This is a genomic window from Pseudochrobactrum mosebachae, assembly GCF_048914685.1.
In the GTDB taxonomy this organism is placed as follows: domain Bacteria; phylum Pseudomonadota; class Alphaproteobacteria; order Rhizobiales; family Rhizobiaceae; genus Pseudochrobactrum.
The window spans coordinates 1,152,965-1,174,890 of sequence record NZ_CP128408.1; the positions used below are offsets into that span (position 1 = coordinate 1,152,965).

The window sequence follows — 21,926 nt, forward strand, 5'->3', positions numbered from 1 at the left end:
TTAGCAAAAAATCGAGTTAGCCGGCCCGCACGCGCGCTAAAAGGCGTCCAAAAGCGACATATGTAAAACCAGATATTGCAAAAGTAAAAGCCATTCATGATCAATATGAATAGCTGGGCATGCACACCACGCATAACAAAAGAAGCATCTTGGCGGGCTAATTGAAAGTTCGCAATCACAGAGAACTATCAGCCACTCTCTGTAGGAGGGCTATCCGGTGGCGCTGTGGTGACACTATATTGCTCGGTTAAAACGGGTACAGGTTGTGGCGCCGGATAATCGACAGCAGGTATAATAGGTTTATTAGTTCTGGAAAACATTTCTGCCGATTTGAAAGGCTCCATTTCGAAAAATCGGATTTTATCAGCAAATATAGGGCGCTGCCCCTCAACAAAAAGTATCATCTTCTTTTCGTTCAGCTGACGAACTTCCTGCGGCAACATAAGATCGACTTCACGTACTTGCTCAACTTTTGTGCGCTTGTTAAAGCCAAATAACTCCAAGGTTACTGTTTCCGTTTTATAATAAATTGTACGTTTTCCCAGTGATCGCGATGCGTATTCTGCAGTTTCCTGATCATTTGCCCCAAGGATTAGCTGATAGCCGCAATTACCTAAGAGAGAATGACGTGCAGTTTCACCATAAATTTCATCAAGATTTTTCAGATCCTGAATGATGAAAGCCAGCTTGATATTGTACCCCGCCACATAAGGAAGCTTAGTCATAATTTCGTTCATTTTTTGCAACTGGCGAAACTCATCCAGCAGAAAATAAACCGGTACCGAATGAGGGTCATGTTCCAGCGTCAGTATGTCCATCAATTGCTGTAAAAACAGCACTAAAAGCGGTCTCAGCAGGGTAATGTCAGTAATATTCGGTGCCAGATAAACAGAAATAGGCCGTCTCTTCATCGCCCGCAAATCAATATCAGTCGTGTTAGTGGCCGAGACAATCCGCTCGTTTTTAAAAGGACGCAGAGCCTTTTGAATATCCAGAAGTGCTGAAGCTGCCGAACGGTCTGCCAAGGCAGTATAGGAGTTAAAGCTCTCCACAGTAAATTTGGAAAGTTCCGGCTCTCTGCTGATGATAAATTTCATCATAGCTTGCAAATCCACGCCGGCATTAAAGAAAGAATTGACCTCACCCAGATTACGCCGGTTTTTATAAAATGCGCTTTCCAAAATATAGCTGATAACACCAGCCATCAACTGTTGCGCCGTCGCTTGCCAGACCGCGTTTTCTGACCCTTCATTTTCAGGAACAAGAATTGTTGCAATGTTTTGTATATCTGTGGTTCGATTACCGCGTCCTTGCCGTATAAAATCTAACGGATTGTAACGATTGGTATTTTCCGCCCCCGGGGAAAATAGAAAGACCTGATTACCGTTTTTCCGACGAAAGCCTGCAGTTGCTGCAAAAATCTCTCCTTTAAGATCAGTGACGACCATCGATCCTTTATGCATCAGTGCATTGGGAATTACATAGCCTGCCCCTTTACCTGAACGGGTCGGGCCGATGATGAGGTGGTGCCGGTCATCTTTACAACGCAAGATATTGTCGTTTATCCGCCCGAAAACATGGCCTTCCTTCCGAAACCACTTTCCTTTGCGCAGTGTTTTCATATCTTGAAAGCTGGCATCACCGAACAGGTTTTTTCTCGGCCTATAAATAATGTATGCAGCAACACTGATAATTAGCCCAGTAATGATCAAGGCTCCTGCAGATATCTGTAATAAAATCAGATTTTGACTATAATACCAAAGCTGAAGAAGTGGAATAAAGGGATTGCTTGTAACAATTGTATGTAAGATTTTCTCTTCGCCATAAAAGCTAAACAGTAAAATACCGTAGCCCAGTGTCCACAAGATATAGGCTATCAAGCCCCATAACAGCCCATGCCCCGCACGAATGAGAAACTTCATTTTTGCACCTTTGCAAAATAGATCTCAGATATGCTTCGCTTACCGCCTTGTCGCCGCAACTGTATGACAATCGGTATCACCGTGCGGATGTAATGCATGAGTTCTTCCTTGGTCAGCCCCGCAGTCATATTTGCCTGCATCATCATCAATGCTAATTGTTCATAGGCTCCCATAGGTGTATCAGCATGGATCGTCGATATTGATCCGGGATGTCCGGTATTGATTGCTCGCAAGAAAGCGAAAGCCTCTGCGCCACGAATTTCTCCGACAAAAATTCGATCCGGACGCATTCGCAACGCCGCTTCCAACAGGCTTAATATTGTGACATCAGCGGTCCCCTGGTCGCCTTTTGAGGTAATTAAGTGCACAATATTGGGCTGTATGGGAAATAGCTCACGCGTGTCTTCAAGCGTAATGATCCGCTCAGACGGATCAATATTCTGTAAACATGCATTGAGGAAAGTAGTCTTTCCGGATGACGTTCCACCGCTGATCAATAATGAAACACGATTGGTAACAGCTGTCTTGATAAACTCGTAAATAGAATTGCTTTGCAGGCAATTAATCAGTGTGGTGTCTGTTTCATTCATACCCTCAGCCTGACGAGAAACATCACCCACAATACTTTGGTCACACTATTCTTTGAGCGTATAGTTGACCAAAACCTGCTTACGTATCGATATAGCACCGCCATCGGGCGTTGCCGGTGGTAAAACGACCTGAATACGCTCACCCGTTGGCAAAGCTGCACTTACAAGTGGATGCCGACTGGAAATAAACTGATCCGTTGCTGCAGCAACCCGCTCACCCATATTTTGAATTTCACCACTGGTGAGTTCATCTATTTGATGAAACTCCATCGCCGCACTACCAATTCTTTCAACATAGACATGCCCCGGCTTATTAATGCTGATTTCCACTATATCCGGATCGTTAAGGAGATGCTTTATTGGCGCAAAAGCACAATTTAAAAAATAATGCCGGTCATGTGGCTCCGCTTCAGTGATGGCTGCGCTCACGCTTAATCTCCTGCAATGCTTGTCTTACCGGGTCTGGATAAAGGTTTGAAAAATCAAGATCTTGTCGAACATAGACAAAAATTCTCTCTCCTTGATTAACGGTAATTGTTGGCGGAATATACAAGTTTTTACCCAGAGCCTGATTAGCTAAATCATTCGTAGTTTTTGCAATATCTTTCTGTAAATGTGCTCTGGCCATATCGGCATTGCTTTGCATATACCAAGGATTATCACTCGCACCGCGCGATGCCATATAATCCATCCCAACGCCGACCATCGAAATCAAAGCTGCGGATCCAAAACGTTGCAGCCATTTATTATCAACATCACCTGTCAAACCGGAGCGTCCCAAGCTGTCGGTTCCAATCGATTTCAAACGAACTGAAACACCATCGTCACGTATCAGACGTGTCCACATCACCAGAATACGTTTTTGACCCTCAAGAATTTGAGATTGATACTCACCAATCAATCTTGTTCCCTGCGGAATGAGTACCCTTCGGCCATCAAAAGAATAAACATCTTGCGAGGTAATGGCACGGATTTGCCCCGGCAAATCACTGTTAATCGCCGTCTCAAGCAGACCCGGGATAAGCGTGCCTTCCACAACCAAAGCATCCGTGCGATTAAGCTTTATTGCTGTTTCTGAAGGGTTGGTATTCTGGGAAACGGAATTTATAAATTTATTATTGGCATCATCATCGCCAACACTGAATCTATCTATATTACCTTGCTGCTTTACATCAGCTTGCATTTGATTATGCGCATCAAAAACAATCAGATTAGACTTATAACGATCTGGAAAAGTTTCAGTAACCGGTGCTTCCGGCTGCGTTACCGGTGGCGCCAATGCTGTAACAGGCGCTGTTAACGGAGGCGGTGGCGGTGTTGTAGGTAAAACAATCAAAGACTCATCACGCTTTATGCCTTCAGGAATTTTTTTCTCGGTCGTCAGTGCAGGTGGATGAAAGCCCGAGGTATGAAATTCTTCTTCAACAACAGGCCTCTGCTTTTGTGTCGTGAACAGGTGGGACAAGATAATAAAAATCAACCCCATCACAAAAATAGCCACTAAAATTATATAAAACTTTTTACGTTTAGTCTTTTTTTCGATCACGCTTGGATGATCTGAAGATAAGCTCGTCTTTAATTCGGGTGTTCTTTCCACGCTGGTTTATCCTATCATTTTGAGGATAGAATACCGGAATGTTCGCCCAATAGAGAGCGCCCCATGGGGGTAAAATCCGGTAGTTTCAGATTGAAAATGGCAACCCACTGCCCCCCGTCACGCAAGGTATATTGCGGAGAAACACCATCCAGCACGAGATATTCACCTTCCTTCCTAAAATTACGCAAAGTTTCAGAATAATCAGGATTAACTGCAAATATTGCAGGAACTTTCGATGTGAACTTAAAAAAAGTTTTCTTACCGTCATCAAATATCAAGTCCGGTTTTAAAACAGGGTCACCGGAAAAAGCATAATTCATATTTGAATGTGGCATATCTGCGCCAGTCAGGTTAGGCAATGCAGCGCGGCGCTTTGCTTCATTCCAAAGCTTGTCATCATTTTGTTTGTTAGGGTAGATAAAGCGTATTCCGAAAACTTTTGGCGTCGTGGATGGCGTATCTTTTAGTTCCAGAAAATAGACATGTTTTGTTGTTACAATATCCATATTTGTATCAACATTTTTGGCAACGGGTTTTATAAAAAGAATATTCTCTTGTTCAGAGGGCACAACCTGCCAGCTAGCCGTATCGCCTAATGAAATTGTTTGAAATTTTTCATCATCATCAAAAATAATCATGGTCGAAATTCCATAGGTTGCAGAAACCTGCACCACGTTGTTCTCCTGATAAGGAACCGAAGTAACACGGGAATCCAGATGTCCGGGGCGTGGCGTTTGTGCTGCATTCCCTTGTAAGGTAAACAAGGCGCTTACTGCGTATGCAATTAAAAATCGCTTCATTGCGCATCGCTCTCTTGTGGTAGATTTTCCTGATCACGCCGATAGTCATAGACCTGAAAACCCAACGGATTTTCAAAACGCCACTCATTTCTTTCAGGAATGTTGCTATATCGGAAACGTACAACAGAGATATAATTCTGTCTTATTGTGTTTGCCGGCCCTTTTTCCGTTGTCGTGAAGCGTACCAGTGCAGTATGTTTATTTGGCAATGTTACGGATATGATATCAACAAGTATTACTTTATCATGACCAAGTATAGTTTCAGGATTTCCAGGGTTTGATACATTATAAAGCGCCTCAAGATCACGTGCAGCATTATCTGTTGAAAACAATGCTGCTATTTTGTAATTCTCCTGAATGGCTACTGGATCATACCCTTCTCTAACACGTATGTATTTTACAATATTAGCTTGTGTCACAGCCTCAAGGTCACTGATATTCATGCCCCCTGTTAAACCGGCTTTCACCTCAAGATAGCCGTTGCTTTTATCTACTTCGACGATATAGGGCTCCACCGTCTTAAGCGGCAACATCACTATAAAAGCCAGTAAAAGCAGTATTGTAATCACTACAAAAAGACAGGCAAGCAACCACGCTAAAGCTCGTGACCGCATGGCGCTTTTAATGATTTGCTGCTCCCAAATCTGACCGTCCTGAAAATAAATTTGCATTTCTGCTTCATTATCATTCATAGCTACCAATTCATTCTATTATTAGGTGTATAATAATTTTATTATTATAAGTATTATTGTTTATATTTATCAGATCAAATACTGATTCAAGATAGACTTCTTTGACTATTACAAAAGAAGCTCTACCCTAAGTTTAATCCAAATAGATTCAAGCTACCGATAAAATTACCAACCCTACTGTAATAACTTACCCAATTAATTAGGGCTCGGATGCACTCTTAGTACGAAGTGCTTTCTGAGTGTTATTAAATTTACTAAAGCCCGATTTAGCCAGGTTATAGGCAGTACCTGGAGCATTAGTAGCTACCGATTTAGCCCATTGACCGGCTTCGCTAACCATATTCGCCATCGTAGTCCCAACCAAACCCTGCACGATCTGGTGTATATTCAAAAGTACATAAATGCCCGCTAAAGCTTGCAACAGGAAAGATATAGCGTCACTTACAATCAAAGCTCGTGAAGTACTTGCTAGAGTAGCTGCTCTTAAATCCGGACCCATGTTAATAGTAAAGAATGCTGCAATTATATATATATAGAGCGGCATTAACGCATAAGTAATGAGCTGCTTAAACCACCCCATACTAATTTCCTGCGTTAATTTAAACATCATACAAGGTATGAAAATTGGAGCTGTTGCTAATATAGCCCAAAGAATTAGTTGAGCAGATATCAACAATGCAAAAGCAATTCCAATAAAAACGCCTACAACAATAAATATAATAACACTTATAAACCAAGGAAATGGAAACATTATCCCTCCTTGATGTGCAAATGCTGAAGCGACCTCTACAGCTGAAAACCAAAGATTAGAAAGCCCCATAGATACAGATGTGGCGCTTGGCGTATTACTAGATAACAAAACTGTACCTAATCGCTCTGGAATCTCTGTAATCCAACTCATAATATACTGATTGAAGTAAATCCAGTTCCTAGTAAAAACAAGTATCAACATTATACGTAAAATTCGCAATATAATGTCACCAATACTTAACTTTGCTACTCCAGTGGCGACTTGTATACCGTAATACGCAATATAAATTACAAATAAAAAATATAAAACAGGCAGGATTTCCATACTAATAGTACGGTAGGTATGCTCTACAAAATTCTGACCAACATGATGAAAACGATCAATTACATTTCCAATAAAATCATCCATAAACGAAAACTCCACCCGACTTCATGGTTGGACAATACTTGGTTTGGGTGCAACCAATAGCGGCGCATTTACTTCCATCATACTGCGACAATCAAGGTATGCTTTTGGACCGTAAGGAACGAGGAGCGCAGGCCTACGACATGGCGCAGAAAGCTCTTTCGTAGAGCTGCAACCGGAAACAAAAATTAAACCTAAAATTATAAACCTTGAAATATTCTTCATTTTATTTAAATAAATTTGCTGATTTTGAAACATCTGTAAGATATACAGCATTTTGCGCTGAAATTGCCTTAATTATAGATCGAATATCTTCTAATAATAAGTTCTCACTATTCAAAATATTAATTTGAACTTCTGTATTTTTGTTAATAGCATAATAAATATCGTTTAAATTTATTTTATCTTTATTATAGTCCTTGATATCCATGTGTATATTTTCAGGTGAAATATTTTCTGCATTTGCATTGGTATAGGCATCTATTAAAGATTCAACCATGTTTTGATATGACTTATCACTAGCAAGCTGCCCTCCATAACCACCAGAGGGGGTTTTTACCAAGTGCAGCGCATTAATAAAATTTGCAGTACGATTGGCGCTGTCATTCTTGGCCACCTTATTGATCATAACCTGCAAAGGAGCTCCTTCACTTGAAAATTTTGCTAAATCAACCTGTCCCAAAACAACGTTATGGCTATTCGGATTAACTGGGGTTACTTTACTTTCTGCAAAGCCGGAGCTTGAGCCAGTCAGACTTAAAAATAGAATAAACGTCGACCTGTAAATATATTTATTAATATAATTCATAACAAACACCACTTTTTATTAATAACTGTATAATTTTAATTCATAAATACATTTATTCTGTACTATACTTTTCTAAATAAAACTGCTGAAGCCATTGGGCGGGGAGATCTCCGTATTTTTTGCGTAAAGCCTCACAAAGCTCAATGGTTTCTTTTCGGCCGGATAAAACTTTTATAATATCCGGCATGTCCGACAAATCCAATTTAGCGATCAGAGATTCACTACCGTGCTTGATCAAAAATGTGCGTGCTTCAGGCGCCGTGCGTTTTATGAATTGAAATTCCTTGTATGTAAGCCCAAAGCGTTTGACGTAAATTTCCTCAGCGGCGCGAGCATTTGGAAAATGTAAATGTGTTGCGGCTTGTTCAATGATTGTATGTGATGCTTTAGCTGATACAATGTCAGCCACAGATTGCGTACCAAACCCGAATACACCATTCAGTTTTCTTATAGTTTTCATCTTATCCACGATGAAATTACTAAAAGTTTCATCCTGTAAATAATGCCAGCCTTCATCCATAAAAAACATTATAGGATTTCCATTCATCAACCCCTCAAATCGATGAAAGAGGTAAAGCAATATTGGCGTACGCAATTCTGCATCGGCCAAAATGCTAGTCATATCAAACCCAAAAATACGCTTACTATCCAAGTTTAAAGTGTCATGTTCGGCATTAAACACCCAGGATTTTTCACCTTCAAACCATGGACGTAACTGTGAAAACGGATCATTGGCATCAGCACGCGTACGCCCCAACAGCAACGAAGCGAGATTTGCTATTGTTCGCTTTTCTACCGGCGCCTTCATAAGCCTTGAAAGGGCACTCTCTAATATGCCTTCATCTTCACAGGATATTTCTTTATGATTTTTACCACGAAGCATAGATTTAAATAAACGCAGTAAAAAAGCCCGATTCACACTAGTATTATTCATTTGTAACGGATTAAAGCCAGTCGAAACACCTGGTGTCAGCACCTCATAAATACCGCCGATGGCACGAATGAATATTTCGGCGCCACGATCCTTATCAAAGAAAACGACTTTAAGTGGCTCTGCTATACGAAAAGCCTGTGCCAGCAAAAATGTCAGGACAACAGTTTTACCTGAGCCTGTTGGCCCGGTCACAAGAAAATGACCTATATCACGCCGATGAAAGTTAAAATTATACGGGGTTTTGGACGTCGTTTCCAGTACGGTTATCGGCGAGCCCCAATGCAAATTTTCACGTTCACCACGGGCAAAATTATGCATTGACGATAAGCCTGCAAAATTCTCGCTCGAAAGCATGCTTTTGCGTGCTATATAAGCATGATTACCAGGTAGTTGCGCCCAAAATGCCGCCTCGAGGTTCAAATCTTCACGAAGCCAGTTGATGTTCACATCAGACAGAGCCGCACCGAGATCAGACACAGAGCGATTAACGCCCTCTAGCGTCCTCGACAGACACAGAAGCGATAAATGATGATAGCCAAAGACAGCCTCCTGATTCATGATTGAATTAAGAGCAAAATCAATATCTGTCTCGACCTGACTACCCCCTTCATCCGATGCCTGTATTTGACGCTGTAAACGACTTATGCGCTCAAGAGCGACAGGCTTGTCAGCAATCGTAAAAGATTGCGTCAAAATGAACTCATGTGGGGCATGCAGCAACCCGTTTAAAAGTCCCGGTGCTGTAAAAGGCGGATATTCCTTTATTGATATCAACGCGCCAAAGCGATCATCAACCTCTGTCGCCCCATGGCTTTGCAATGTTCGCCTTCCAAAGTACAACCTTGACTGGCCAAGATGGTTTCTTATTGCCATGCGTGATAAACGCATTTTTCGAGCTGCACCGCATGAAACTATACTATTAAGAAACTCACATTGCTCGGAATATAGCTCTCCTTCCCGCTTGACGATACCAAGTGTTCGTGCGCCGTATTTGAACAAATCCTTGGTAATATTACCTATTACTTCAGCAAACTCATCAATGTTCTTGTTTAATTGAACTTTCTCATCTTCAGAATCGCCGGTTTTGTGAAGCCATCCCCAGATACTTTCACCGATACCAAGCACACCACGCTTTCCAGCACGAACGATACTGAGATAAATTTCGTTCGTGAACATACGCTTGGTACTTAATCTTTCCATATAGCGTGTATTCAACATTTCACAAAAAGGATCGTTAAATTTTCCTGAGATATCTATTTTGACTTCACGCCTTATAATTGTAGACCAGAGTGAATATTGACTAGTTCCCAATCCTCGCAACATAGTATTTTGCATAACATTGCGCATATTAAGCTCTGCCTGATCTATTGTTTGAAAAAACAAGCCATCCAACTTAATAACGGCAAGCAATGCTCCATTTTCTAAGCCAATTATTTTATCCGAAACATGCCGTAAATATGGTATATGCGTTGAAATGGGGCGTTCTTTACCGAGAAGCCTACCGAAGCCCAAATCCGCTTTTATTTCACTTAACATTGTGTCAAGCTCCGTATGAATTACAGCCCCATGCAGATTTATTTGGAACTGATGGCGTCTTTGAAAAAGCGACTTGAATGACATCAAGTATTTTATTATCCCACGCGCATAGGCCGAACAGAATAAAATATCCAAAAGGCGCAATTATAAGTGTCCATAGTGATGCTACAGCAAGCCAAAAAATCAGTGTAAAACCGATAACAAGAACTAAAGCCATATATGGTACACCCCATAGTGTTGGAGAGCGGGTTAAACCGATAACAAGCGGTGTTAAACATGGCTTCTCATCTTGATATAAGGACATGTTACTTACCTATATGCGCAACAATCTGATCAACCATCATTGTTGCTCCAAATACTAAGCCAATCCCCATAATTACAGATCCGGCAGTCATCCAAGACAGACGCCCTGCGAATGTCATAAATCCCAACCCTACAACCGCAATAATTGCTACCATACGGCCGAACGGACCTGTTATAAAATCAACAATTAAACTAAGTACACTTGTAAGAGGACCAAACGCACCTTGTTCATTTATTGTTTCTGCATGAGCTATACCCACACTCATAAAATGAATTATTGCTATTGATATTATAAGTAAAATTATATGTACAAAAAAATCATCATCGACTACAAATTTCATAAATACCACCAATAGCAATAATCAAATAAATTATTAAATTTTATTAACGTACATAAGTACATATTTTAATATTATTGTCGAAACTGAGTTGTTTATTCATAGATATAGACTTTGAAAAGTCGATATTATTATCATAATCACTCGCATTATTTTTTAAAAATGAGGTCGCCTTGTTAAAATCATCGTTAATATCAGGCCTTGATCCAGAGCATGGGTTAATGGGGTTTTGGAAATTTTGATTGGCAACAAAAGATGGTATGAAATTAGCTTGTGGCTGTTGAGAATGCGCAAGGACCGGCTCAGATACTTTAGCCTCAGGCAATCTAGCAGCATTATCATGCAAAGCGCGGCTATTCGCTCGACCAGATACCACAGACGGGCCGGAAAGCCTCCATATGCCATCCAGAATAGATTCGGCTGCAACTTCTTTTTCCAAGATTGTTGGCTGCCCTACAACAAAACTTTCTTCATTTTTATACTCTTCAATAAATTGCGCTCGCCTTAGCCCATCTGAAAGCTCGCTTGCAGAACAGTCAAAATCAAAGGGGCGATTGCATTTCTCGCCTACAACCATAGCAAACTCCATAAGAGCCTGCATATTTCCATCCGCGAAAGGCTGTATCCTATTGCATTTAGCGAGCACCGAGCCAAGTCGAGCTGCAAACTGATTATTATCTAATTTTTTTAATGAATTAATATCTTTCAAAGGCTCCAGCGCCTTATCAAGTTCATTCATAATATTTTCGCTATGAGTACTTAATCTATTATGTAGATTATCATTATTATTAAACACCATCTTATTATGCATTGTACTGAGACGAACCCCGTCTATATCAACAGTCTCATTTCTTGTATGCCCAGCCCAAGCATATATATCACCATACATAACAGAGTGAATCTCTTTTAAAAGATTAACATCTGATAAATCGTGCTTGTTTGAAATTTCACTTAGAATTTCAGCCGGAACTATAGTGTTTCTACTAATCGATTCCGATAATAACGACTGTTCTTTATAATTGAATTTATTACGAAGAACATTCGCTCCATTGCTGACAAACTGGCCATTTTGGACACTGTGATTATCAATGTCATCAGTATAATAAGAAATATAATCACGATTTATGTCATTACTTACTGTAAATCTAAGGTATTCATCTGATGAACACCCAGTCTTCATAAAATCAGTAAGATCAACAACAGAAATTTTAGTAATTCCGGATTCTATATTTTCTATAAATGCAAAATGATCGTAAGTCCGGATGAGCTTTCCTGTAACCTCACTACCCACGCGTGGCGTTAATATTACAGTATCTGAGCTATAATTCACTCCAGCGTCCTGCAAAGCATTCTTGGAGAGATCCATTCTTTCTTTGCTTTGTTCATCCATTGCAGAATGTATTAAATCTTGCAAAACTGAACTATCACAATCCAACAGAGATACCTGAAGAGCATATTTTAGTGCACTTGGGGTGATGTATTTAAGATTCAAATCTTTTCCACAAGCAGCAGCCACCTTAGTACAAAACAATTGCATTGCTTCTAAATTACCATGGTGGAAAGGCTTTATATAATCTACATTCTCTATAGATTTACTCATAACCTTTGCAAGCTCAAGAGTGCTAAGGTTTCTTAATTTATCTGGATCACTAAGGGGTGCGAGAGCAACGTCTAAATCATGAGCTAGGCTGCCGCTATCTAAACTCATATCCACTTTCAGTGAGCCACCCCTTGAAATAACCTCTTCAGTTCGTATGTGTCCAGCCCAGTCAAAAATGTCGCTATAAAGAGAATGATGAAGAAACTTTAGGTAAGGCGCACTAAACTTAAAATCATTAGATGATAATGCTGCCGCATTAAACTTCATGCTGTTATCAGTATAATATGATATATTTTCTTGAAATTCCTTAGCGTTCGTATAATTACGCTTGCTAAACAATACTTCTTTTCCATTGTTATCGCTAAATGCGTAATCTTGATTGGGTACATTTTGCTTTCTTGAGAAAGGACGTGAAGATTGAACTTCACTTTCGCTATCTTTCAAGTATGAAAAATCTAAATTCGCTGTGAAAAACACCTTTTCATTTAAGTTCAGCTGACCTTCAGGCAAATTTCTTCGATCTACTACAATAATATGGTCAGAGTTATTGCCTATAGAGCCATTTGAAGGTCGTATACATACAATACTATCGTCATATCGAACAATATCTCCAGTAATTTTTTCATAAGGATAAGCAGTCCTAATGATGGGTGTAACATTTATATTACTGTTAATTATTGCCTCTTTTGCCATATCTAAAGCTTTAAGCCGCTCAGGGCTACAAGCATCCCAAACGATTTGCCTATAAGATGAATTAAACACAGAAGTACGTGCGCAATTAGACGCGTAATCTGTACGCTCTTTTTGTATACGGCTAAAGTCAACATTCAGTTCGTGAACCGCGCCAAGCTTAGTAATGAAAGCTTCGACTACTTTATTATTATCATCAGTATTATCAAAAGGGGCGTAGAAATGCATACGCGTCATAATTTGAGATGACACTTCACAGAACTTATCAATACTAGGCACTAAGCCGTCACATTCGCGTAAAGGCTCTAAAATATTATGCAGCTTTAACAATATCTCTGTATTTTTATCAGCATCATTTAAATATAAGTTATTGTACCCCTCAAATAGATCATTATAAATACTCAATAAATATGATTCATCAAAAATATACTGCGAAGGAACTGAAGCTCTTTCGGTCTCTTCATTATCGATTAAAGAAGGTTTGTCACGTGATGTAAGCCCTTCCATGAACCACGTTCTAATAACATCTGGCTGGCTGCTGCGTCCTTCACCTGCTAAATCTCCCAAGTATTCAGCTATAACCGCGCCATTGCGGTCACTTACAACTTCGGCCTCTTTAACAGCAGCTAAAGCTTCATGTTCATCAGTCATAGTATCATTAATGACGACACTCGGACCAGCCCCAGCAGCTTGGTTGGCAGTAACCAGTGTATTAGAAGCCAGCTCATCTTGAACAGGCACACTATCAGCGTCGTCAGTATTATCGTTATTTAACGGCACATATACAAGCTCATCCCTAGACCGTTCCAATTTAACAATCTCTGGTATAACCGCATTCGCTGCCAGAACTCCACGATGATCAGGAACGCTACTGGAAGCAACACCTAACAATGGATAATCAAGCTCATAATTAGATTTATCATCATGGGTCACATTTGTATTAACACTGAATTGCGAATGCTCTTGCTCGTCACTACCCAAAGCACCAGCGCCACCCACATCTTCGCTGCCAATCGATATCTGCCCCAGAGCAGGATAGACCCGCGTGGGAGCAGCCACAATAACAACCTCGCCAATACGATTGTTTTTAGAAGAAGCTATCTCAGCTCGCTTTTTATTTAACTCATCAGTAAATATTTTTTCTTCGCCTACCCTGATTCTTGTATGTTCTCCACTAGTAAATTCATTATCATTCAGTCTTCCAGAGTGATTACTTATAGTATTTAAAAAACTATCCTTAAGTTTACTTATACCACTCTTATTTGAATCAAAAGTAATACCTTTTAATTTATTACCTTCAATCAAGACCCTATTTTCTTTCTGCGCTGTCGTCACTGATTTTGTATCTATAATGACAAGATGTGATTTAAAGTCAGACCCAACTTGAATTAAGGAAATATCTTTATCTTTAATAAAAAGACTACCTTCAACTTTTTCATTATTTAATGCATTACGGATGAAGTAATCATTCGGATCAAGCCCATTAAATGCAATATTTTTACTAGCAATATCCAAATTTTGCTGGCGATTATTATCAATCAAATCTGTAATCAAAGAGCGGTAAAGAGTATCCAATCCTTGCCCGGGTGCGAAACACTGAGCCTCACAATATTCTTTATACCCTTCAGACATAGTGCTTAAATTCACGGAAATGCCTACCGCATGACCAAACTCTCTTAAGAGAACCAGCCCTGTAGACAGACTGGTATACTCCTTAAAGGGCGAGGCAATAACCATTGATTTTAAAAATTTCGAAGCAACATCAACAAACAATTCATTTTTATTATCCAAATCATTAAGTTGCCCCCCACCAATCAAGACCCGCAATGGGAGCAACATTTCGTTTAAATTAGCTTCAGCACGAGACTGATCTTTACCATCTATTATTCCTGCCCATTCATATGAATCCTGATAAAGCCGACGGTGCAGCTCCTTAATACCTTCAGCAGTCATTTTAGCCGGCAAACGCTCCTCAGAGGCTAATTCAGAAGCTAATTCAATTTCACACGCCAATCTTTCTTCAGCAATAGCTAAAGCAATTCCCCGACTATAAGGAGAGATAGACTTATCATGTAATTGCAACTCTGTATTCAGTTTATTAGAATCAATACCATTCACCACAAAAGAAATTAACTCTTGTTGTGGAGGGAGCTTATCGGGCAACTCAGATCTACTGACTACTGTAATGTGATCGTCTTGAGAAAACATAGCTTTAACGATTGATACATAATTCTCATCAGAATGAAGTATTCTACCTGAGACAACTTCTCCAACTCGCCCTGCTCTTAAATAAAAATTATCCGGATTTAATTCATTTTCTTGTAAATGCGACTTTGCAAAATTTAATAAATTCGAATATTCAACATTTAAAGAATCTTCAACAATATTCATTAAAGGCGAATTATGCTTATTACCTTCAAACATTTTATAAGCATAATCAATTGTTAATCTTGTAAATTTACTAAATTGCATATTATAATTAGATGATTCAGCTAATGTAACGGCAAGCTCTTCAACTTCCTTTCTTTTAACAATAAATGATTCAATGTCGCCTTCAAAATTCAACATATAGTTGTCTTTAAACATTGCATAAACGACTTCTTTTAAATTTTCTACTTTTCGATCATCAGCATTTAAGAAGCCATCTATAAGAAGCCGCGTACCCTCTGAGAAAACATCATGAAAATTTGCTAGTTGCGCCGTCAATTTTTCCGGATACTTATTAGCTGTCTCATAAATACTTTCATCAAAGGAAAGTTCTTGATGTGTGTCAATAAATTGGTCATTAGTATCAATTTCTGAAATATTCTCAACCATGATTGAATCCACTAAAATAAATTAAACACAAATAATATATAAAACTTACAATATAAAATCACTTAGTATGTTTTATTAGCGCGGATGAAAGGAGAAAGTGGACATAAACGTTACGGGGGAGAGGAGAGGTGGAGTAAGGTCAGAACTAAATTATACTGGATAAAATAAAAATTTTTTTTTAGATGTGTATAAGTGACATATTATGGGCATTGCAGCAGTTTGATCGGTTGCTCAGTGAGCATGCCAAGCTCGTAGCATCGATCTTGCGCGCATAATGTCCAGCCACTCACTGTTTCACCGGAGGCTGCAAGCGTGATCTCACGGCGTGGTGGAATTTTCGGTACATAATGATACCAGCCATCGCGCAGCACCGCATCCTCAGGCGGCTCCATACCAGCCCCTGAGCCCTGAATACGTGCCTCTTTGAGCACAAATCCCTCAGCACCAATGTGCCAGTCTTCCTGCCATGGTGTTTTTTCAACACTATGTGTCCATGACAGCATAAAAGATGTGGTGGCTATCCGCAGCAAGCCGGCTGCGGATAGCACGCATAGCGCCATCAGGCCGCTTTCATCGCTGGCTCTCTGGTTCTCCACCAATGCCAGACAATAAACGCGATGCAGGCTGTAAAGCCAATTTCATCGCTAAGCGGATAGGTTGAAAGCATCATCGCAGCCGCAAGGAAAGCCCAGACACGTTCCCAGATTTTCAGATGCCCGCGCAGGAAGCCGATGGCAGCGCCGCCCCACATAATAATACTGAGCAATGCTTTACCGATCATATAGGCAAATGCCGGCCAGAAGCCCATGCTCTCAGCCAGTGCTCCGCCTTCCTGCAACATGATAACCGGTGCATATACAGCCATAAACGGTACAGCAAACCCCGCCACAGCAATCCGCACCGCCTGCATGCCGATTTTCATCCCCGATTCCTTGGCAATTGGCGCCGCCGCAAAAGCGGCCAGAGCCACCGGTGGCGTCAGATCAGCCATAATCCCGAAATAAAATACGAACATATGCGAGACCAGCAGCGGCACTTCAAGCTGCAGTAGAGCCGGTCCGGCAATAGATGACGTAATAATATAATTAGGAATTGTCGGAATACCCATGCCGAGAATAAGGCAGGTAATCATAGTCAGGATGAGCGAAAGGAATAGCGAGTTTTCACCCACACTCACAATCACACGTGCAAAGCTTGATCCTGCACCAGTGAGTGCCAGAACACCGATAATCACACCCACCAGCGCGCAGGCAACACCCACCGGCAGAGCATTTTTGGCGCCCTCCGCAAGGCTTTCTAAACACAGGCGCAATGTTGCACGACCACCGCGAACCGTGAAATTGATAAGCACGAGTGCAGTTAGCAGCAGCAGAATCAATGTGATGCCACGGATTTCGAAACCGAAAATGTTAAAGCTGGTGCTGAAGGCTGCTGCCGACATCAGGCCGAGCGCCACCCAGAACAATACTCTGACTGCCATTGGCATGCGCGATGAAACCGGTACACCAAGAATGATCAGTGCGGTTAAACCCATGCCGACAGTACCAGCGAAAAGCGGTGTATAGCCTGAGAATAGCAACCAAACCAGCGCCACCAGCGGCAGGATCAGATACCAATGCTTGCGCAATGCGCCCAATGCACTTGGTAATTCAGCCTTTGGCAGACCTTTGAGACCGAGGCGACCGGCTTCAAGATGCACCATTACAAATACGGTGATGAAATACAAAATAGCAGGAACAATCGCTGCTTTAACAATTTCGAGATAAGGCAGACCAAGCGTTTCAGCCATGATGAACGCCACTGCGCCCATGACCGGCGGCATAATCTGCCCGCCCATTGAGGCAACGGCCTCAACACCGCCTGCGAAGGCCGGTTTAAACCCTGAACGTTTCATCAGCGGAATAGTGAACGCACCGGTGGTAACCACATTGGCCACCCCCGAACCGTTAATGGTGCCCATCAATGCGGACGAGATAACCGACACTTTGGCAGGTCCGCCGCGCGATGATCCCACTGCGCCCATTGCCACATCATTGAACAGCTGAATCATACCCGCGCGCTCAAGAAACGCACCGAACAGGATGAACAGAAAAATATAGCTGGAAGACACATAAATCGGCGTGCCGTAAATGCCTTCTGTTCCCAGAAACAGCACTTCGACAACCTGTTCAAAATCATAACCGCGATGGTTCAGCGGCGATGGCAGATATTGCCCGAACAACCCGTAAAACAGAAAAATCACGCAGATCAGCGGCAATGTCCAGCCCATCATGCGCTGCCCTGCCCAAAACACCAAACCAACCGCAATAATGCCGACAATAATATCCGGCAGTGTCGGCTCACCGGCGCGCAAGATCAGATCATTGTAAAAATACCAGTGGTAGAGGCTGACAACAAAAGCCAGCACTGCCATAGACCACATTAAAGTTCGGGTGGTCGATGCACGCGGCGCAGCATTGGCATAAAGACCAAACAGCAACAGCAGCAGAAAGCCGACATGCAGGGAGCGCACAACCTGGCTTGGCAACGGCGAATAGGCCGCTGTCCATAATTGAAAAGCCGAGAAAGTAACAGCAATCGCAAACAGCAGACGCGCGCCGCTGCTGAAACCCCAGCCCGGAATATGTTCGGCTGAATCAACCGCATTGAGTTCTGAAGAGGACATAAATTTTGACCGAAATAAATGGCAGAATAAACGAGGCAGAAACCGCTGCGCTCTTAACACCTTGCAAACTCAAACCTTACTGGCTTGTGCAGGTGCCCCTCTGCAAGGCATGCAGCTCTGCAGAGGGATGAGAGAGGCAATGGCGGTTACAGTGCTTACTCGATGCCTTTTTCTTTATAATAACGCAGCGCACCCGGATGGATCGGCGTTGGCGATACCAGCGTGTCTTTGTCAAGCTTGATCATTTTGGCTGCGGAATGTGCAGCCGCAAGCTGATCAAGATTTTCAAACAAGCCCTTGGTCATCTGGTAAACCAGTTCCTCATCCATATCCGGACGAACGATCAGATAATTGATCACCGAGGCTGTGGTTACATCTTTATCCTGACCAGTATAGGTATCGGCCGGAATAATATTGACCTGATAAGGTGCGCCGATTTTTTCAATAATATCTGCTGGTACTTCCACCACTGTAATCTCAACCGCATTGGCAAGATCGCGCAATGAAGCAACCCCTAAACCGGACGATTGTAAAGTCGCATCCAGCTGGCGATTTTTCATCAACTCAACTGATTCCGCGAATGGCAGATATTCTACTTTGCCGAGATCGCTGTAAGACAGACCAGCGGCAGCAAGAATGGTTTTAGCATTCAGCTCGGTACCGGACTTAGGTGCACCAACCGAAAGACGTTTGCCTTTCAGATCAGCCAGCGTTTTGATGCCGGATTCTTTAGAAGCAACAATCTGTACATAGTTCGGGTAAATTGCCGCCAGTGTGCTGAGGTTTTCCAGCTTCTTTTTAAAGCCTGCTTCTTCATTGCCTTCCCATGCATCACGAAGTGAATCACCAAGAGTAAAAGCAATTTCACCACGACCGCTATTGATCAGATTGATGTTTTCAATCGAGGCTTTAGTAGCCTGCACAGACGGGCGTGCATTTGGAATGCCTGAATAAATCTTCTCCAGCGCCACACCCATCGGGTAGTAAACACCACTGGTGCCGCCGGTCAGAATATTGATAAATTCCTGTGCTTTCGCTTCAGCCACTGTCAGTGTCATGGTGACAGCAGCCACAGCCGACAACACAGTTTTCTTGTTAAAAAACCCCATAAAACCCTCCAAGTTTCGATATAAACCGGCTCTCCCACAAGCATATTAGAATATTGGTCATGCCTGAAACCGGCTATTTATAAATGTAGTCCGATAAACTTATAGCGTTTAGAACAAATCATCCGTTAACATCCTGCAAGCGGTAGATGTGCAAAAAACGACATAGCCCTACTAAAGTATTAGGCTTAAATATTCTGTATTATAACAATCTCTGCCTTGAAAACAACGAGACTGCGATTAAAAACATATGCGCCACCAAGGCGTCAAATCTGTAAAGGGAATGGCGGATATGGGACGAACAGAAAACCGGATGGCTGGCGCTTTAATTGCCGGAATTCTTGTGCTTGGCCTCTTCCATTATGCACAAACAATTATCGTGCCTTTGTTTTTCTCGCTGTTCATTATTGCTCTGGTCTGGCCGGTACAAGCCCTGCTGCAGCGCCATATGCCGCAATTACTGGCACTGCTCATTACACTGAGTGCAACCATTGTCGTTATTCTGGGTATCGGCTCTTCCGTTGCATGGGGATTTGGCAAGCTCGGCCAGTGGCTTTTTGTTAATGCAGGGCGTTTTCAGACCATTTATCTGGATTGGGTCAACTGGCTTGAAGAGCGCGGCATTGCTATTGCGGGACCGCTGACAGACCGCTTTGATGTGAACTGGCTGGTAGGATTTACGCAAAACATTGCCGGAAGACTGAATAGTTTTGCCGGATTTGCCATGCTGGTCTTCATATTTGTGATGCTGGGGCTGCTTGAGGTGCAAGATTTTAACCGCAGGCTACGCCTACCCTTTGCCCAGCCCTATGGCGCACGTATTTTGACAGCCAATCGCGAAATCGGCGTCAAATTACGTCGCTTTATGGTTGTGCGCACATTTGCCAGCCTGCTGACAGGTTTGGTAGTCTGGATTTTTGCACTGGTTGCCGGCCTTGAACTGGCCGCCGCATGGGGTGCGATTGCTTTTGCGCTTAATTATATTCCGTTTTTAGGCCCCTTCATTGCCACCGCCTTTCCAACCATGTTTGCAATCGCGCAGTTTGAAAGCTGGCAAATGGCGGCACTGGTTTTCACGTCGCTTAATTTTATCCAGTTCATCATCGGCAGCTATCTCGAGCCAAGATTAACCGGTGCCTCACTGGCTATTTCACCGTTTGCGGTGGTGTTTTCAGTGTTTTTCTGAAGTTTCATGTGGGGCTTGTCCGGAGCTTTTATCGGCGTACCAATTCTGATTGTCTTTATTGTCTATTGCGGGCAGTCAGAATCCGCGAAATGGCTGGCAACGCTGATGTCTGGTAAAGCTCATCATGAAAAACTACCTGCTCATTAAATATGTAAAATAAATATCACGCTAGCTTTGGAGGTTTTCGGGCTTTGCTCAGGACCAGCCGCAACGGAAGAATGCAATGAAACGAAGCATCACAAATTACACCCTGATCCTTTTCTGCGGTTTATGGAGCAGCCAAGCTCTGGCAGATTGGCAAGCAATCGAAAAAGTAGAGACCTATGCTATATCGGGCCAAACAGGACGTGAACTCTATGCATCGATTGGTCAAAAAGGTCCTAAAATCGGTAAAAATATCCGCACCATCGCACATACCAATTACACGCTGACCTGGTCGAGAAAATACAAAACCAATGATGGTAACTGCACATTGGTTGCAGCCAAACCAAAACTGACCATTACCTATACCTTGCCAAAACCTGCACAGAAGCTTCCTGCGGATACAGCTGCAAGTTGGGAAACCTTCTTCGCAGGCATTGAAAAACATGAGCATATTCACGGCGATTTCATCAAGGATATGGTGCGCAAAATCGAAGCTGCAACTGTTGGCCTGTCAGTCAAAGCGGATCCGAAATGTACGCGTTTTAAAACCGAGCTCAACACAATACTCTCTGAGCTGTTTCAGGAACAAAGACAAAGAGGCCGTGATTTCGACCGGTCAGATATGGCACAAGGTGGTAATATCCATCAGTTGATTTTGGCACTGGTAAATAGCCAATGAACCTGCCCGCCCTCTGATCTCATCCGATCAGATAACCGTGTTTTTCCATTTCATGTCACCACACATACAAATTCTTGATCATTTTGAAAAATATTCCGCCCAATATGATAAATTAAGCCAAGTTTTTGATCATTAATGTGCCTATACTCTGCCATTTCGTGACGATATTTTCCCAATTTGCAGAATTGGGAGGTTTTCTGCACATAAATGCGCTCCGTTATGATGACTTAGGAACCGGCTACAGCTCACTTTGCGTGTAAACTGTGCTGAATTGACCACATAAGTTGCAAAACGCCTCTTGAATGAAGCGCCGCAGAATTTTATCAGCATATATAAATACACCTAGCAACCGTGAGGGTTCCG

The 21,926-nt window shown here is 42.1% G+C and carries 14 protein-coding genes and 2 pseudogenes; 2 read left to right on the forward strand and 14 right to left on the reverse strand.

Annotated features, from left to right (window positions below):
• Positions 1-188: 188 nt before the first annotated feature.
• From MP213Fo_RS05365 to MP213Fo_RS05430, 14 genes and pseudogenes are all read right to left on the reverse strand, one after another.
• Positions 189-1,922, reverse strand: coding sequence for a type IV secretory system conjugative DNA transfer family protein (locus MP213Fo_RS05365; RefSeq protein WP_421090618.1), 1,734 nt, complete (start codon positions 1,920-1,922; stop codon positions 189-191).
• Positions 1,919-2,941 (reverse strand): annotated as a pseudogene (gene virB11, locus MP213Fo_RS05370) (P-type DNA transfer ATPase VirB11). The gene MP213Fo_RS05365 and the pseudogene virB11 overlap by 4 nt, the downstream one beginning before the upstream one ends.
• Positions 2,922-4,109 carry a type IV secretion system protein VirB10 gene (gene virB10 / locus MP213Fo_RS05375; protein WP_421090619.1) on the reverse strand — a complete coding sequence of 396 codons (1,188 nt, stop codon included), beginning with the start codon at positions 4,107-4,109 and terminating at the stop codon, positions 2,922-2,924. The pseudogene virB11 and the gene virB10 overlap by 20 nt, the downstream one beginning before the upstream one ends.
• Positions 4,110-4,123: 14 nt before the next feature.
• Positions 4,124-4,909 carry a TrbG/VirB9 family P-type conjugative transfer protein gene (locus MP213Fo_RS05380; protein WP_421090620.1) on the reverse strand — a complete coding sequence of 262 codons (786 nt, stop codon included), beginning with the start codon at positions 4,907-4,909 and terminating at the stop codon, positions 4,124-4,126.
• Complete coding sequence (locus MP213Fo_RS05385) at positions 4,906-5,601, reverse strand: virB8 family protein (RefSeq protein WP_421090621.1); 696 nt, start codon at positions 5,599-5,601, stop codon at positions 4,906-4,908. The genes MP213Fo_RS05380 and MP213Fo_RS05385 overlap by 4 nt, the downstream gene beginning before the upstream one ends.
• A gap of 199 nt (positions 5,602-5,800) precedes the next feature.
• Positions 5,801-6,760: a type IV secretion system protein gene (locus MP213Fo_RS05390; protein ID WP_421090622.1), complete on the reverse strand. Its 960-nt coding sequence runs from the start codon at positions 6,758-6,760 to the stop codon at positions 5,801-5,803.
• A 223-nt stretch (positions 6,761-6,983) separates the two neighbouring features.
• Positions 6,984-7,565, reverse strand: coding sequence for a hypothetical protein (locus tag MP213Fo_RS05395; protein ID WP_421090623.1), 582 nt, complete (start codon positions 7,563-7,565; stop codon positions 6,984-6,986).
• Positions 7,566-7,617: 52 nt separating this feature from the next.
• A complete protein-coding gene (locus MP213Fo_RS05400) occupies positions 7,618-10,035 on the reverse strand; it encodes a VirB4 family type IV secretion/conjugal transfer ATPase (protein ID WP_421090624.1) in 2,418 nt (805 codons plus the stop codon).
• 4 nt (positions 10,036-10,039) lie between these two features.
• Positions 10,040-10,339, reverse strand: coding sequence for a type IV secretion system protein VirB3 (locus MP213Fo_RS05405; protein WP_421090625.1), 300 nt, complete (start codon positions 10,337-10,339; stop codon positions 10,040-10,042).
• 1 nt (position 10,340) lies between these two features.
• Positions 10,341-10,679 (reverse strand): TrbC/VirB2 family protein, encoded by a 339-nt coding sequence (locus MP213Fo_RS05410; RefSeq protein ID WP_421090626.1) that lies wholly within the window; start codon positions 10,677-10,679, stop codon positions 10,341-10,343.
• Between the two features lie 43 nt (positions 10,680-10,722).
• Positions 10,723-15,783 (reverse strand): hypothetical protein, encoded by a 5,061-nt coding sequence (locus MP213Fo_RS05415; RefSeq protein ID WP_421090627.1) that lies wholly within the window; start codon positions 15,781-15,783, stop codon positions 10,723-10,725.
• A 200-nt stretch (positions 15,784-15,983) separates the two neighbouring features.
• Positions 15,984-16,331 (reverse strand): DUF1850 domain-containing protein, encoded by a 348-nt coding sequence (locus MP213Fo_RS05420; protein ID WP_421090628.1) that lies wholly within the window; start codon positions 16,329-16,331, stop codon positions 15,984-15,986.
• A gap of 11 nt (positions 16,332-16,342) precedes the next feature.
• A complete protein-coding gene (locus tag MP213Fo_RS05425) occupies positions 16,343-18,448 on the reverse strand; it encodes a TRAP transporter permease (RefSeq protein ID WP_421090629.1) in 2,106 nt (701 codons plus the stop codon).
• 155 nt (positions 18,449-18,603) lie between these two features.
• Positions 18,604-19,557: a TAXI family TRAP transporter solute-binding subunit gene (locus tag MP213Fo_RS05430; RefSeq protein ID WP_421090630.1), complete on the reverse strand. Its 954-nt coding sequence runs from the start codon at positions 19,555-19,557 to the stop codon at positions 18,604-18,606.
• Between the two features lie 310 nt (positions 19,558-19,867).
• Here MP213Fo_RS05430 and MP213Fo_RS05435 point away from each other — a divergent pair.
• Positions 19,868-20,887: pseudogene (locus tag MP213Fo_RS05435) on the forward strand (AI-2E family transporter).
• Positions 20,888-20,963: 76 nt separating this feature from the next.
• A complete protein-coding gene (locus MP213Fo_RS05440) occupies positions 20,964-21,563 on the forward strand; it encodes a DUF922 domain-containing Zn-dependent protease (RefSeq protein ID WP_421090631.1) in 600 nt (199 codons plus the stop codon).
• Positions 21,564-21,926: the final 363 nt, after the last annotated feature.

Coding starts and splice junctions, on each gene's coding strand:
- MP213Fo_RS05365 (WP_421090618.1), bottom strand. CDS start 1,922: ATGAAGTTTCTCATTCGTGCGGGGCATGGGCTGTTATGGGGCTTGATA.
- MP213Fo_RS05415 (WP_421090627.1), bottom strand. CDS start 15,783: ATGGTTGAGAATATTTCAGAAATTGATACTAATGACCAATTTATTGAC.
- MP213Fo_RS05390 (WP_421090622.1), bottom strand. CDS start 6,760: ATGGATGATTTTATTGGAAATGTAATTGATCGTTTTCATCATGTTGGT.
- MP213Fo_RS05380 (WP_421090620.1), bottom strand. CDS start 4,909: ATGAAGCGATTTTTAATTGCATACGCAGTAAGCGCCTTGTTTACCTTA.
- MP213Fo_RS05440 (WP_421090631.1), top strand. CDS start 20,964: ATGAAACGAAGCATCACAAATTACACCCTGATCCTTTTCTGCGGTTTA.
- MP213Fo_RS05410 (WP_421090626.1), bottom strand. CDS start 10,679: ATGAAATTTGTAGTCGATGATGATTTTTTTGTACATATAATTTTACTT.
- MP213Fo_RS05430 (WP_421090630.1), bottom strand. CDS start 19,557: ATGGGGTTTTTTAACAAGAAAACTGTGTTGTCGGCTGTGGCTGCTGTC.
- MP213Fo_RS05425 (WP_421090629.1), bottom strand. CDS start 18,448: ATGTCCTCTTCAGAACTCAATGCGGTTGATTCAGCCGAACATATTCCG.
- MP213Fo_RS05400 (WP_421090624.1), bottom strand. CDS start 10,035: ATGTTAAGTGAAATAAAAGCGGATTTGGGCTTCGGTAGGCTTCTCGGT.
- MP213Fo_RS05405 (WP_421090625.1), bottom strand. CDS start 10,339: ATGTCCTTATATCAAGATGAGAAGCCATGTTTAACACCGCTTGTTATC.
- MP213Fo_RS05385 (WP_421090621.1), bottom strand. CDS start 5,601: ATGAATGATAATGAAGCAGAAATGCAAATTTATTTTCAGGACGGTCAG.
- MP213Fo_RS05395 (WP_421090623.1), bottom strand. CDS start 7,565: ATGAATTATATTAATAAATATATTTACAGGTCGACGTTTATTCTATTT.